Raw genomic sequence first — 14849 nt, 5'->3', positions numbered from 1 at the left:
GCGCACCGGCTCCGGCTCAGCTCACGAAGGACGACACCCGAGCCGGGTACGGCGGCCACGCGTGCCCGGTCACTTCTCGCGGAGCCACCACCTGGTGGAGCGGACGCGGCTGCGCCGCCACCTGCCGGGCCCCGATCCCTTGTCGAAGACCCGGCCCTGGACCCGGACTTCCCGGTCATGCCCCGCGAAGAGGCCCTGGCCGCGGCACGGGAGGCGGTACGCCGGAGCCGGGAGCGCGCGCGGGAAGGGCACCCGGGTGCGGGTTCCCGGCCCGGGGACCGGCGCCGGATGGAGCTCTCGGCACGGTGGGAGCCACCGATGCGCACGGATCCTCCGGCAGGGGAGAGGCGAGGGGAGGAGGACGACGAGCCCGGTCCCGGGGACGGCTCCGAGCCGGGGCGGTTGGGAGCGGGATTCTTCGAGACGGAGGCTGAGGCCGAAGCGCAGACGGCACGGAGCGGGCGCGGATGGCGGGGGAGGGGCAAGGAGGACGAGCGCGGGGAACGCGGCCGGCACGGCAACCCCGGCGACCTTGCCGGCCCGGACGACCTCGCCACCTTCGATGACGCCCACAGCGGCGATCACGACGCCTCCGGCGATCGGGGCGCCCCCGGTGATCGCGGGGCCCTGAGCATTGGTGCCCGCACCCATCCCGGCGACCGTCGCAACCCCCGAAACCCCTGCGACCGTCGCAACCCCCGAAACCCCTGCGACGCCGGCGATCGCGGCGACCGGGCGGGGCGCGGTAACCGGGAGGGACATGGTGGCTGTGAGGGGCCCGACGACAGCGAAGCGCAAGGTGCCCCAGGCGGATGCAGCGGGCTGAGGGGCCGGGACGAACAAGGCGACCGTGGCGAGCAGGACGGCCGCGGTGAGGAAGACGGCCGCGATGAGCACGGTGGTCGCGGCGAGCAAAGCGGGCGTCACCGGCGTGAGTTCCGTGGGGAGCGCGACTCCGGCCGGGAGCGCGGTGGACCTGAGCGGTGGGGCGGGCGCGGGGAGGGCGAGGAGTTCGTGGAACCGGATGAGCGGGAGGAGCGGTCCGGGCTGTCGCTCCGGGAGCGCTGGGGGCTCGCGCTGGAGGACCGGCTGCCGATGTGGCTGCGGGTGCGCTGCGGGGTGGAGCCGAAGACGCTGGTGGCGCTCGCTCTGGTGCTGCTCGTCGCCGTCGGCTTCGCGGCGTACCACTTCTGGACAGCGCGCCCCCAGGGGGTGGCCGTGCCGAGTGCCCAGGGTGCGACCGAGGGCGCCTCCGCGCGCCCTCGGGAAGGCAGCGGTGCCCCTGCCGTGGCCGGTGGCGTTCCCGCGGCCTCCCCCGGCGCCTCCTCGGGCAAGCGTCTGGTGGTGGACGTCTCCGGAAAGGTGCGCGATCCAGGGGTGCACCACCTGCCCGCGGGTTCGCGGGTGGCCGACGCGCTCGACGCGGCGGGCGGGCTCCGCAAGGGCGCGGACACGAGCGAACTGAACCAGGCGAGGCTGCTCGTGGACGGTGAGCAGATCGTCGTCGGAGAGCCGGGCAAGGGTGGGGCCGCCGCGGCACCCCCACCGGGTGCCGCTTCGGCCGGAGGAGCCGCTGCCGGTGGTGCGGGCGGCGCTTCCGGGGCCCCGGTCAGCCTCAGCTCCGCAACCCCGGAGCAGTTGGAGACCCTGCCTGGCGTCGGCCCGGTGCTGGCCCAGCACATCGTGGATTACCGCACGGAGCACGGTGGCTTCACCTCGGTGGACCAGCTCAAGGAAGTGAACGGCATCGGGGAGAAGCGGTTCGCGGACATCCAGCCGCAGGTGACCCCATGAGCCACCGTGCTCCGCCGGTCCTGCCGGTCCCGCCCCACCCGGCTGCCGCCTCCGCTCCCTCTGCTGCGCCTTCCCCCTCTGCTTCACCCGGCCATCCGGTGGCCGCAGCGGAGGAGCGGCAGGACCTGCGGCTGGTCGGTCCCGCGCTGGCGGCCTGGGCAGCCGCGGCGATGGCCCTGGAAATCTCCGGGACGAAGGCGGCGATAGGCGCCGTCGTTTGCGCCCTCGCCGGCCTGGCCCTGCTGGTGCCGGTGCTCCGGGAACGGGGGCGTTCGGGGCGGCGCCGAGCCGGGCTCCGAGGGTCCGGAGGAGGGTCCGGGGGAGCGCGGTCGGAGCCGCGGCAAGGGGCGAGGTGGGGCGTGCGGGGCGGAGGCCGCACGCTGTGGGCCGGTGCGGCGGCGTGTCTGCTGTGCGCGGCGGCGGCCGGCGGGAGTGCCGCGCTGCACGCGGCCGACCTGCACAGAGGGCCGCTGCCGCGGCTGGCCGGGACCGGAGCCGAGGTGACGGTCGAGGTCACTCTCACGAAGGACCCACGGGCGACCCGGCCGCAGGTACGAGGAGCGCGGCAGTCGGCCGGAGTGGTGGTGGCCAAGGCGGAGGCGGTCACGCTCCTCGCCGAGGACGGTTCCCGCACCGAGCTGCGCACGCCGGTGCTGCTGATGGTCAGGCCGGAGCACGACGAGGAAGCGAGGGAAGACGAGGCAGAACAAGCGGCAAAAGATGCGGAACAAGCGAACAAAGGAGAAGAGACAGGGGAATCGGCACAGGGCGAGGTGGCCGGACCGGCATCCTCCGCAGGTGGCACGCGGGCCGCGTGGCTGCGGCTGCTGCCCTCCACACGGCTCACGGTGCGCGCCGAGGTGGTGCGGCCCGCAGCGGACCGGCGCGGAGGCCAGGATGTCGCCGTGGTCCTGCGGACCGGGCCGGGCCCGCCGAAGGTCAAGGCGGGCCCGACACAGCTGCAACGGGCCGCGGGGCAACTGCGGGAGGGGCTGCGGGACGCGACCGACGGCCTCGGCGTGGACGCGCGGGGTCTGCTGCCAGGGCTCGTGGTCGGCGACACCTCGCGACTCAGCCCGCAGTTGGACGAGGCCTTCCACGCCACCGATATGACGCACCTTCTCGCGGTGAGCGGGGCGAGTTTGTCGATTTTGTTGGTGCTGTTCATCGGTCCGCCGGGCATCGCGCACCGGGCGGAGCGCCGGGGGCTCGCGCCGCGGCTCGGCCTTCCACTGCGCACCACGGCGGTGGTCGCCGGGCTGCTGACGCTCGGCTTTGTGGTGGTGTGCCGTCCGGAGCCGAGCGTGCTGCGGGCAGCGGCCTGCGGTCTGATCGCGGTATGGGCGATCGGCACCGGGCGGCGACGGTCGCTGCTGCCCGCGCTCGCGGCCGCCGTCCTCGTGCTGCTCTTCTACGATCCGTGGCTCGCACGGCAGTTCGGCTTCCTGCTCTCCGTCCTGGCGACCGCTTCTCTGCTGACGATCGCACCCCGCTGGGCCGCGGCACTGCGGCGCAGAGGCTGTCCGGCCAGGCTCGCTGAGGCCCTGGCGGCTGCCGCGGCGGCGCAGGTGGCGTGCGCGCCGGTGGTCACGGTGACGGCGGCGCATGTGAGCCTGGTCGCTGTGCCGTGCAACCTGCTGGCGGAGTTCGCGGTCGCGCCCGCCACGGTGCTGGGCTTCGCGGCGCTGGTGACGGCACCGATGGCGATGCCGGTGGCCGAGGGCCTCGCGTGGCTGGCGAGCTGGCCGGTGGAGGCCATCGCGGGCATCGCCCGGACGGGAGCCGGGCTGCCCGGCGCGGAGATCGCCTGGTCCGGCTCCTGGACGGGGGCGCTGGTGCTCGCAGCCGTACTGGGCGGGCTGGCGTTGGTGGCGGTGCGGCTGCGAGTGCCGTACCGGCCGTGGCTGTGTGCCGCGTGCGGCCTGGTGCTGCTGGTGGCGGTGCTCCGACCGGCGCCGCTGGTGCGTCCGTTCACGGGGTGGCCGCCGACGGGGTGGCGGATGGTGGCCTGCGATGTGGGGCAGGGGGACGCGTTGGTGCTGGCCGTCGACGGGGAGCGCGGTGGCGGGGGCGGCGCCGTGGTGGTGGACGCGGGACCCGAACCCCGCGCGGTGGACCGATGCCTGCGCGAGCTGGGTGTCACGTCGGTCCCACTGGTGGTGCTCACCCACTTCCACGCCGACCACGTGGCGGGGCTGCCGGGGCTGCTGCGGGGACGGAAGATCGGGGCGATCCAGACGACGGGGCTGGCGGAGCCGCCGGGGCAGGCGGAGTTCGTCCGCAGGACGGCCCGGCAGGCGGGGGTGCCGGTGCTCCCCGCGCACGCGGGCGAGCGAAGGCATACCGGGGACCTGCGTTGGGAGGTCGTATGGCCACCGTCACCAACACCGTCCCCGCCGTCGCCGCCATACCCGCCACCGCCCCCGTCACCGGCGGCCGGTGACGGGGGCCCCTCCGGCGGGAGCGGCAACGCCGCCGTCGGCACGGCACACACCGACGCAGCCCGCACCGGCACACCACACCTCAGCACGGCCCGCCCCGGCACGGCCCGCCCCGGCACGGCCCGCCCCGGCACTGCCGGTACCGCCACTGCCGGGACCGAGAGGGCCGCAGGAACCGGCAGGGCCGGAATGGCCCCCGCAGCCGGGCGGAGCGGCACGGACGGAGGCGGTACCGATGGGAGCCGTACGGAGGAGGGCGGAGGCGGCGCCAATGACGCGAGCGTCACCCTGCTCGTCCGGACGGCGGGGCTCCGGGTGTTCCTGCCCGGGGATCTCGAACCGGCCGCGCAGCGGGCCCTGTTGGCACTGCGTCCCGACCTGCCGCAGGCAGAGGTGCTGAAGGTGGCACACCACGGTTCACGCTTCCAGGATCCGGTGCTGCTGAGCCGGTTGCGGCCCAGGGTGGCCCTCGTCTCGGCGGGGCGGGAGAACCCGTACGGGCACCCGGCCCCCGAGACGCTGCGCGCGTTGACCGCCACCGGGGCGCTGGTCGCGCGGACGGACCGGCACGGCTCACTGGCCCTCGTACGACGTCCCGACGGCACCCCCGCCGTGGTGACCCGACGAGGCAGCCCGGGTACGGGAACAGGTGCGGGCGCCGAAACGGATCCGGGGACGGAAACAGGTTCGGAGGAGGAAACAGCTCCGGGCCGGGAAACAGGCCCGGGCACGTGGACAGCTCCGGGCGCGGGGAGAGGGGAAGGGCCGGCGTCCCACGTCGTGGGTGGGCGTCTCAGTCGCGCTCCAGCCAGCCGTCGTGCTCGGCGGCGAGGGAGTCCAGCACGGCGGGGTCGTGTTCGGCACGCGGGTCTTCGAGGACCACGAGCCACTGGGCGTCCTCGGCGTCGTCCTCGCCCGCCAGGGCCTCGCGGACCAGTTCGGGTTCCTCGGCGAGCCCCAGGCGCAGTTCCAGCTGCGCGGCCACCTCCTCGGCGGCGTCCCTGTCGGGCAGCACCAGCACATGTCGTACATCGCTCACCAGGGCATTGTCCCAGTGCGGCCGCAGCGCTGCCGCGGCTGGTTCCGGGGAGCAGTGGGGTCCGGTGTCGGTGCGGCGTGGGATGCTGGGCGGGATGGCTGGTACGCGTAAGAAGACCTCGGACGATCCGCTCGCCCCCGTGACCGTGGCGGTGGGCCAGGAGGAGCTGCTCATCGAGCGGGCCGTGCGGGTGGTGATCGACGCGGCACGCGCCGCAGACCCGGACACCGACGTGCGCGACCTCGCGCCGGGGGACCTCCAGCCGGGCACGCTCGCGGAGCTGACCAGCCCATCGCTGTTCGCGGAGCGGAAGGTCGTCGTCGTCCGGGCGGCGCAGGACCTGGCGGCGGACACGGTCAAGGACGTGAAGGCGTATCTGTCCGCGCCGGCGGAGGAGATCACGCTGGTGCTCGTCCACGCGGGCGGGGCCAAGGGCAAGGGGCTGCTGGACGCGGCCCGCAAGGCGGGTGCGCGCGAGGTCGAGTGCCCGAAGATGACCAAGCCCGCCGACCGGCTCGCGTTCGTGCGCGGTGAGTTCCGGACGTCGGGGCGTGCGGCGACGGCGGAGGCGTGCCAGGCGCTGGTCGACGCGGTCGGCAGCGACCTGCGCGAGCTGGCCTCGGCGTGCGGGCAGCTGACCGCCGACGTCGAGGGCACGATCGACGAGGCCGTCGTGGGCCGCTACTACACGGGCAGGGCGGAGGCGTCCAGTTTCACCGTCGCCGACCGGGCGGTCGAGGGGAAGGCCGCCGAGGCGCTGGAGACGCTGCGCTGGGCGGTGGCCACGGGCGTCGCACCGGTGCTGATCACCAGCGCCCTGGCGCAGGGCGTACGGGCCATCGGCAAGCTGGCCGGGGCACCCCGTGGGGCGCGGCCCGGCGATCTGGCCCGCGAGCTGGGCATGCCCCCCTGGAAGATCGACCGGGTACGGCAGCAGATGCGCGGCTGGACTCCGGACGGGGTCGCCGCGGCGCTCCGTGCCGTCGCCGAGGCCGACGCGGCGGTCAAGGGTGCGGGCAGCGATCCGGAGTACGCGCTGGAGAAGGCGGTCGTCACCATCGCCACTGCCGCCCGCTCCCGCTGAGCCCCCACCACTGGGACCCACCACCGGTCCTCCACCGACTCCTCCCCCGGGATCTCCACCACTGAGCCCTCCACCACTGGGCCCCCACCACCGGGGACCCCTATGGCCGAGCCCCGCCGAGGCCCGAGTGAGTCCCTCCCGCGTACTCAGGTGCCCTGTCCACTGGGACCCCACCTGGCGCTCATCCGCCTCCTTCGCCCGACAGGGCAAGGTCCTCGGTTCGGTCCTTGCCCGCGTTCTCAGCCCGCGCCCCCGCACCGTCCGTCCCCCGGCACCGTCCCCCCCGGGGGGCCCACGCCCGGCCGGGTATGCGAAAGACCCCGGCCGGCCCTGGGGAAGGGGACGGACGGGGTCTGACGCGTCGTGCTGTGTGGTGCGCCGCACCCGCGTGGCGAACGCAGGCCGCGTGCGGCGCTTTCTCAAGCGGTGGCTCGGACGTACGGCGGATGAGAGAGGGCCCGCCTCACGACGCCGGAGCCGGTCGAGGACCGTGCACCGTCGGGCTGGAGGACCAGCACGCCGGAGCGTTGGAGAAAGAGGTCAGCCCTGGAGGGAGGCGACGTGCTTGGCGAGCGCGGCCTTCTTGTTGGCGGCGTTGTTCTTGTGCAGCACGCCCTTGCTGACGGCCTTGTCCAGCTTGCGGGCGGCGGAGCGCTGGGCCTCCACGGCCTTGGCGGCGTCACCGGCGGCGACGGCCTCGCGGGTGCGACGGATCGCGGTCTTCAGCTCGGACTTGACGGCCTTGTTGCGCTGCCGTGCCTTCTCGTTGGTCTTGATCCGCTTGATCTGGGACTTGATGTTCGCCACGAAAGAGCCTTTGCGGTTCGGAGTTTCACACCTCGGTGCCGACGGGCACCGCATCAGTGCCATAAGGCACAGTCGCCCAGGCTACCAGCAGGGTCCTGACCCTCCCAATCCGGTCCTGCGCCGCGCGCATGGGACCATGGTGTGGGACACATCCTCCCGCGGGGGCGCCGCAGGCGCTCCAGCCGAACCAGCCCGGAGCATGCCAGCCCGGAGCTGACCAGCCCAGCCCGACCCCCAATCCCCAGCCCCCGATACCCAGACCCCCAGTACGACCCCCAGTACCCAGACCCGACAGGCCAGACCCGACAGGACACTGCGTGCCCGCGACCCCAACGAACGCGCCGGAGCCGAGCCGTACCGACCCGGCGCTGATCCGTAACTTCTGCATCATCGCGCACATCGATCACGGCAAGTCCACGCTTGCCGACCGGATGCTCCAGCTGACCGGCGTCGTGGACAAGAGGCAGATGCGCGCGCAGTACCTCGACCGCATGGACATCGAGCGCGAGCGGGGCATCACGATCAAGTCCCAGGCCGTGCGGATGCCCTGGGCGCCCACGGACGATCCGGACACCCCGCATGTCCTCAACATGATCGACACCCCTGGCCACGTGGACTTCACCTATGAGGTCTCGCGGTCGCTGGCCGCCTGTGAGGGGTGCATCCTGCTGGTCGACGCCGCGCAGGGCATCGAGGCGCAGACCCTCGCCAACCTCTATCTGGCGATGGAGCACGACCTGACGATCATCCCCGTGCTCAACAAGATCGATCTGCCCGCCGCCCAGCCCGACAAGTTCGCGGCCGAGCTGGCGCATCTGATCGGCTGCGAGCCGGAGGACGTGCTGCGTGTCTCCGCGAAGACCGGCGAGGGCGTCCAGGAGCTGCTGGACGAGGTCGTACGCCAGGTCACCCCGCCGACGGGTGTCGCGGACGCGCCGGCCCGCGCGATGATCTTCGACTCGGTCTACGACGCGTACCGGGGTGTGGTCACCTACATCAAGGTCGTGGACGGCAGGCTCGGCAAGCGCGAGCGCATCCGCATGATGTCGACGGGCGCGACCCACGAGCTGCTGGAGATCGGCGCCAACTCTCCGGAGATGACGCCGGCCGACGGGCTGAGCGTCGGCGAGGTCGGCTATCTGATCACCGGTGTGAAGGACGTGCGCCAGTCGAAGGTGGGTGACACGGTCACCCAGCAGTCCGCGGGGGCGACCGATCCGCTGCCGGGCTACAAGGACCCGAAGCCGATGGTGTTCTCGGGGCTGTATCCGCTGGACGGCTCCGACTACCCCGAGCTGCGGGACGCGCTGGACAAGCTGCTGCTCAACGACGCGGCCCTCACCTACGAGCCGGAGACCTCGGCGGCGCTCGGCTTCGGCTTCCGGGTGGGCTTCCTCGGGCTGCTGCACCTGGAGGTGATCCGGGAGCGGCTGGAGCGCGAGTTCGGCCTCGATCTGATCGCCACGGCGCCCAACGTGGTCTACCGCGTGGAGATGGAGGACGGCACCGAGCACGTGGTGACCAACCCCAGCGAGTTCCCCACCGGGAAGATCGCCACGGTGCACGAGCCGGTGGTGCGGGCCACACTCATCGCGCCCAGCGAGTTCATCGGCGCGATCATGGAGCTGTGCCAGTCGCGGCGCGGCAGCCTCCAGGGCATGGACTACCTGTCCGAGGACCGGGTCGAGCTGCGCTACACGCTGCCGCTGGCGGAGATCGTCTTCGACTTCTTCGACGCGCTGAAGTCCCGTACCCGCGGTTACGCCTCCCTCGACTACGAGCCGACAGGTGAGCAGGCGGCCGACCTGGTCAAGGTGGACATCCTCCTCCAGGGCGACAAGGTGGACGCGTTCTCCGCGATCGTCCACAAGGACAAGGCGTACTCCTACGGCACCCGGATGGCGAACAAGCTGCGCGAGCTGATCCCGCGGCAGCAGTTCGAGGTGCCCATCCAGGCGGCCGTCGGCGCCCGTGTCATCGCGCGCGAGACCATCCGCGCCATCCGCAAGGACGTGCTCGCCAAGTGCTACGGCGGTGACATCTCCCGGAAGCGGAAGCTGCTGGAGAAGCAGAAGGAGGGCAAGAAGCGGATGAAGGTCGTCGGCCGGGTGGAGGTGCCGCAGGAGGCGTTCATCGCGGCGCTGTCGACCGACGACAGCGGTGGCGGCGAGGCGAAGACGAAGAAGTAGCCCGCCCGGCCGTCCCCCGGCGCCCCCGCGGGTCCGGTCGCCCGTCACGCACGGTTTCCGGCACGATCCGCACAGCAGCCCCCTTACGTAAGGGGGCTGCTGCCTTTAGTCTGATCACTGCTCAGTAGTTACTCGTGAGTCATAAGTGCGAGCGACAGGCAGGCGCAGGCGAGGCAGGAACGCAGGCGTCGCACCACGCGACGAGACAGCGACGAGACAGCGACGCGAGATAGCGACGAGAGAACGCGACGACGCAAGGACGCAAGGACGCGGGCCCGGAGGATGGCGTGAGCGACACACAGTCACTGATCGAGAACCGGCCGCCTTCCGTGGCGACCCTCTTCCTGGAGCGGGTCGAGACCACCCCCGACGCGGAGGCCTACCGCTACCCGGTCATCCGCCCCGCGGGCCAGGACCAGGGGCCGGACGAGTGGCGCTCCTACAGCTGGCGGGAGGCCGCCGAGCGGGTCTTCTCCATCGCGGCCGGGCTCATGGACCTGGGCGTCCGCCCCGAGGAGCGGGTCGCCATCGCCTCCAGCACCCGGATCGAGTGGATCCTCTCCGATCTGGCGATCCTGTGCGCGGGCGCGGCCACGACCACCGTCTACCCGAGCACCAACGCGTCCGAGACGGCCTACATCCTCGCCGACTCCGACAGCCGTGTGCTGATCGCCGAGGACGCCGCGCAGCTGGCGAAGGTCCGCGCCCACCGGGACAAGCTGCCGGACCTGGCGCACGTGGTCCTGCTCGACGGGGAGCCCGGCGACGAGGATGCCGAGGATGCCGAGGACGGCTGGGTGATCGGTTTCGCCGAGCTGGAGCGGCGCGGCGCCGCCTACCGCAAGGAGCACCCCGACGCGATCACCGAGACGGTGGGAGCGCTGCGCGCCGACCAACTGGCCACCCTCATCTACACCTCCGGTACGACCGGCAGGCCGAAGGGTGTCCGGCTGGTGCAGGACTCCTGGTCGTACATGGCCCGCGCGGTGCCGCAGACGGGGCTGCTGAACAAGGACGATGTGCAGTACCTGTGGCTGCCCCTGGCGCATGTCTTCGGGAAGATGCTGATCTCCGTGCAGATCGACTCCGGCCATGTCATCGCGGTGGACGGCCGGGTCGACAAGATCATCGACAATCTGCCGGTCGTGCAGCCGACGAAGATGTGCGCGGTGCCGCGGATCTTCGAGAAGGTCTACAACGGCGTGGCGCAGAAGGCGCGGGCGGGTGGCGCGGCCAAGTACAAGATCTTCCAGTGGGCGGCGGAGGTCGCCCGCGAGTACGCGCGCACGGTCCAGGACAACCAGCGCCGCACCGGGGTCGCGGACGCGCCCACCGGGCTCAAGGTCAAGCACGCCGTCGCCGACCGGCTCGTCTACAGCAAGCTGCGGGAGGCGTTCGGCGGCCGCATGGTCGGCTGCGTGTCCGGTTCTGCCGCGCTCGCCCCCGACCTGGGCTACTTCTTCGCCGGAGCGGGCATCCCCGTCCTGGAGGGCTACGGGCTCACCGAGTCCGCGGCGGCCAGCTTCTGCAACCGGACCGAGAACTTCCGTACCGGCACCGTCGGCAAGCCGATGCCGGGCACCGAGGTGCGGATCGCGGACGACGGCGAGATCCTGCTGCGCGGCCCCGGCATCATGCAGGGCTACCACGGGCTGCCGGAGCAGACGGCCGAGGTGCTGGAGGAGGACGGCTGGTTCCACACCGGTGACATCGGTGAGCTGTCCGCCGACGGCTACCTGCGGATCACCGACCGCAAGAAGGACCTGATCAAGACCTCGGGCGGCAAGTACATCGCGCCCGCCGAGGTGGAGGGCCGGTTCAAGGCGATCTGCCCGTACGTCTCCAACATCCTGGTGCACGGCGCGGGCCGCAACTTCTGCACCGCGCTCATCGCGCTGGACGAGCCCGCCGTCATGGGCTGGGCCGCGGAGCAGGAGGACCTCAAGGGCAAGCCGTACGCGGAGGTCGTCGGCTCCGAACAGGTGCGCGCCCTGGTGGACGGCTACATCGAGGAGCTGAACAAGGGGCTCCAGCGCTGGCAGACGATCAAGAAGTTCCGCATCCTTCCGCGCGACCTCGACATCGAGCACGGCGAGCTGACGCCCAGCCTCAAGATGAAACGCCCGGTCGTGGAGAGCCAGTTCCAGGACCTGATCGAGGAGATGTACGAGGGCGCCCGCGAGCGCTGAGCCCCCCGCGGCACGGGGGTGCCGAACTCCCGCGCCTCTCCGGCATCCCGCCACGTCTCGCGACGCCACACGGTGCCGTGCTGCGACCGCTTCGGGCCACACCGCGTCGTGCCACACAGTGCCGTGCCGCGGAGCGTCGCGCCACACAGTGCCGTGCTACGACCGTGCCGTGCCACACCGCGCCGCGTCACATCGCGTCGCGGCGTCGCGCCGGAAGGGGCCCCGGCCCCGGCGGTCGTGGCCGGTTCTCAGACGCCGCGCAGCCCGTCCAGCGCGTCGGCCAGCGCGGCCACGTCGCGGGCGAGCCGCGCGGTGTCGGGGCCGGTGTCCTCGGCCAGCCGGCTCTCCACGGCCTCCAGGCGGCGCGCGAAGTCGTCCAGCCGGTACCGCTCCTCCTCCACCAGCTGGCGCAGTCTGCGGCTCTTGCGGTGCAGATCGAGGAAGACGGCCACCTTCGTGCGGAGCACCCACGGGTCGAACGGTTTGGACAGGAAGTCCACGGCACCGGTCGCGTAGCCGCGGAACGTGAAGCCGGTGTCGGCCGCCGACTGCGCGCCCGTCAGAAAGATGACCGGAATGTCCCTGGTCCGCTCGTGCTGTTTGATGCGATGGGCCGTCTCGAAGCCGTCCATCCCCGGCATCGCCACGTCGAGGAGGACGAGCGCCACCTCCCGCTCCTCCAGCACCGCCACCGCCTCCTGGCCGGAGCCCGCCCGCACCAGGGGGACGTGGAGCGTGGAGAGCACCGCCTCCAGGGCGAGCAGGTTGTCCTCCAGGTCGTCGACGAGCAGGATGCCGGCGTCGTCCGCCGCGGCGCCGGAGCGCCCTGTCGGTTCCGTGCTCATCACTGCCCCGTCGGCTTCCGCTGGATCGTCGATGCTGGTCGGCGGTACTGGGTCATCGGTGTCGGGCAGTCCATCGGTGCTGGTCGTCGGTGCTCCACGGGCGGTGCGGGGCCGGCGGCGCGGGGGCGCCGGGCCAAGTCGTTGATTTTCGAAGTACTCATGTACGAGAAAGCGAGCACGGTACCCGGCGGCCGCCGGGTGTCAACCACCGGGGCCCTCCAGGCGGTTGGTGTCGCCGCGCCGGAGCCGGTGGCATGTTTCCAGCCACTATTTTTGTGACTCGGCGCGTATGACCCGGCCCTGTCTGTCACCCTGTGCTCTACCGCCGCTCGACCGCGTCGAACCGAGCGGTGAGAGAAGACCGCCTGGGGAGGCGGGGGGAGGGGTGCGATGCACGACGTGGACGAGGCGGACACCACGCAGCCGGGAGGGCTGCCGCACGTGGTCCGTACCGAACTGCCGGGGAACGCGCTCGCGGCCGGGGCCGCCCGGGGGTTCGCGCGGGCGGCCCTGGACGAGTGGGGTACCGCCGGTCCGGCCGCCGAGGACGCGGTGCTGCTGATCAGCGAACTGGTCACCAACGCGGTCGTCCACGCGGGCACGGCGGTGGAGCTGGAGTGCCGCTGCGGCACCGATGTCGTCTACGCGGAGGTGGCCGACCGCCACCCCGCGCGCAAGGTCGCCGCGGGTGGCGTGGACGGCGCCGGGTACGGATTACGGCTCCTGGGCGCGCTCGCCAAGGAGTGGGGCATCAGCTACCGCCGGGACCGGAAGGCCGTCTGGTTCCAACTGGGCCCCGCCCCCAGCGACCTCCCCGCGGCACCGGAGACACCGGCGGTACCGGAGACACGAGCGACACCGGAGACACGGGCGATACCGGAGACACCGGCGGCACCGGCGGCACCGGAGACACCGGCGGCCCCCGTGGCACCGTCGGCTCCGGTACCACGGGCGGTACCGACCGATCCACCGGTCCCGTCCGCCCCCGCCGCCGCTCCCGTCCTCTCCCGCGCCCCCGCTCCCGCCGACGCCACTCCATCCGCCCCGGCGCCCGGTCCCGCACACCCAGCGCACTCCGCGCCCGCACTCCCCCCGCCCGCGCACTCCGCGCCCTCCTCCGCCCCCGCCCCGGCATCAGCGACGCCCGCGCCCGCCTCCGGCGCCGTCCGGTCCGCCGCCGGTAGCCGGCCCGCCGCCGGGCGCGGGTGGACGAGCCACGGGGCGCTGTCCTTCCTCGCGGAGGCGTCCGACCTGCTGGCCGGGCACACCGACGAGGACAAGGTCGCCTCGCTCGCCGGCCAGCTGATGGTGCCGCGCTTCGCGGACTGGTGCGCCGTATGGCTGCGGGACGACGACCGCTCGCGGCTGCCCCGGCTCGCCCGCGTCTGGCACGCGCATGAGAGCCGTATCGAGGAGCTGCGGGCCCGGCTGGCCACCCGGTCGCCGGGGGCGGCCCCGACGGTGCCCGGCCAGGCGGCCCCCTGGCACTGGCCCGCCGGCGCGGCGGAGGAGGAGGACCGGGGCGCCTCGGTGCGGTGCGACCTGGTCGTCGGCGGCCGTTCGGTGGGCACGCTGGTGATCGGGCGCGCGGGACTGGCGCGGATACCGGACGAGATCCTGGGACTGGTCGAGGACTTCGCACGCCGCGTGGCCCTGGCCGTGCTCTCCGCGCGCCGCTACACCCTCCAGGCGAACATCAGCCGCATCCTCCAGCGCGGTCTGCTGCCCAGCGAGGACGTGCACGTCCCCGGCCTCGACACCGCCCTCGTCTACGAGCCCGCCGGCGAGGGGGCCTGGGCGGGGGGTGACTTCTACGACCTGCTGCGGCTGCCCGACGGCCGCTGGCGCTTCGCCCTCGGCGACGTGTGCGGCAACGGCCCGGAGGCCGCCGTCGTCACCGGGCTGGCCCGCCCGGTGCTGCGGCTGCTGGCCAAGGAGGGCTACTCGGTCACCGAGACGCTCGACCGGCTCAACCGCGAGGTGGGCGAGCAGGCCCGCTTCCTCTCCGTCGTCTACGGCGAACTCACCTTCCGCGGCGACCTGGTGGACTGCACCCTCGCCTGCGCCGGGCACCCGCTGCCGCTGGTGCGGGACGCGGCCGGAGCCGTACGCACCGCCGCGCTGCCGCAGTTGCTGCTCGGCATCGCCCACGACGTCTCCTACGACAGCCAGTCCTTGACGCTGCTCCCCGGCGACACCCTGCTCTGCGTCACCGACGGAGTCACCGAACGCCGCTGCGGCCGCCGCCTGTTCGACGACGGCGACGGTCTCGCCACGCTCTTCGCGGAGTGCGCGGGGCTGGACGCGGGCGCCACGGCGGAGCGCCTGCGGCGCGCGGTCCACGCCTTCGCGCCGGACCTGCCCTCCGACGACCTGGCCATGCTGGTGCTGCGCTCCCCCCACCGCGCGGAGCGGGCGGCCACGGCCTGACCGCCGGCCCCGCGCACCGGGCCCAGGGCCG

At 73.1% G+C, this 14849-nt stretch carries 8 protein-coding genes and 1 pseudogene; 6 read left to right on the top strand and 3 right to left on the bottom strand.

Going from position 1 to position 14849, the window contains the following annotated elements; all coding sequences use genetic code 11:
• Positions 1-1014 precede the first annotated feature (1014 nt).
• Positions 1015-1794: a ComEA family DNA-binding protein gene (locus FM076_RS10770; protein WP_345944943.1), complete on the top strand. Its 780-nt coding sequence runs from the start codon at positions 1015-1017 to the stop codon at positions 1792-1794.
• Between the two features lie 146 nt (positions 1795-1940).
• Positions 1941-4583: pseudogene (locus FM076_RS32930) on the top strand (ComEC/Rec2 family competence protein); the annotation flags it as partial.
• A gap of 445 nt (positions 4584-5028) precedes the next feature.
• Here FM076_RS32930 and FM076_RS35275 read toward each other — a convergent pair.
• Complete coding sequence (locus FM076_RS35275) at positions 5029-5274, bottom strand: hypothetical protein (RefSeq protein WP_173869798.1); 246 nt, start codon at positions 5272-5274, stop codon at positions 5029-5031.
• Between the two features lie 94 nt (positions 5275-5368).
• Between FM076_RS35275 and holA the strand changes: the two genes are divergently transcribed.
• On the top strand, positions 5369-6358 hold the full coding sequence (holA, locus tag FM076_RS10755) for a DNA polymerase III subunit delta (protein ID WP_243274420.1): 990 nt from the start codon (positions 5369-5371) through the stop codon (positions 6356-6358).
• A gap of 540 nt (positions 6359-6898) precedes the next feature.
• Here the strand turns inward: holA and rpsT are convergent.
• On the bottom strand, positions 6899-7165 hold the full coding sequence (gene rpsT / locus FM076_RS10750) for a 30S ribosomal protein S20 (RefSeq protein ID WP_173869797.1): 267 nt from the start codon (positions 7163-7165) through the stop codon (positions 6899-6901).
• A 317-nt stretch (positions 7166-7482) separates the two neighbouring features.
• Between rpsT and lepA the strand changes: the two genes are divergently transcribed.
• Positions 7483-9354: a translation elongation factor 4 gene (gene lepA, locus FM076_RS10745; protein WP_173869796.1), complete on the top strand. Its 1872-nt coding sequence runs from the start codon at positions 7483-7485 to the stop codon at positions 9352-9354.
• 287 nt (positions 9355-9641) lie between these two features.
• The gene (locus tag FM076_RS10740) at positions 9642-11543 is read left to right on the top strand and encodes an AMP-binding protein (RefSeq protein ID WP_173869795.1); all 1902 of its coding nucleotides are present in this window, start codon (positions 9642-9644) and stop codon (positions 11541-11543) included.
• 248 nt (positions 11544-11791) lie between these two features.
• Here the strand turns inward: FM076_RS10740 and FM076_RS10735 are convergent, their stop codons facing one another.
• Positions 11792-12388, bottom strand: a complete 597-nt coding sequence (locus FM076_RS10735; RefSeq protein ID WP_173869794.1) for a response regulator — start codon at positions 12386-12388, stop codon at positions 11792-11794.
• Between the two features lie 390 nt (positions 12389-12778).
• Between FM076_RS10735 and FM076_RS10730 the strand changes: the two genes are divergently transcribed.
• On the top strand, positions 12779-14818 hold the full coding sequence (locus FM076_RS10730; protein WP_173869793.1) for a SpoIIE family protein phosphatase: 2040 nt from the start codon (positions 12779-12781) through the stop codon (positions 14816-14818).
• The last annotated feature ends 31 nt before the right edge of the window (positions 14819-14849 follow it).

It is taken from the genome of Streptomyces albus subsp. chlorinus, from assembly GCF_013302895.1.
Taxonomy (GTDB): Bacteria; Actinomycetota; Actinomycetes; order Streptomycetales; family Streptomycetaceae; genus Streptomyces; species Streptomyces chlorinus.
Note: the sequence above shows the minus strand (reverse complement) of the source record. Positions and strands in the feature narration are given on the sequence as shown.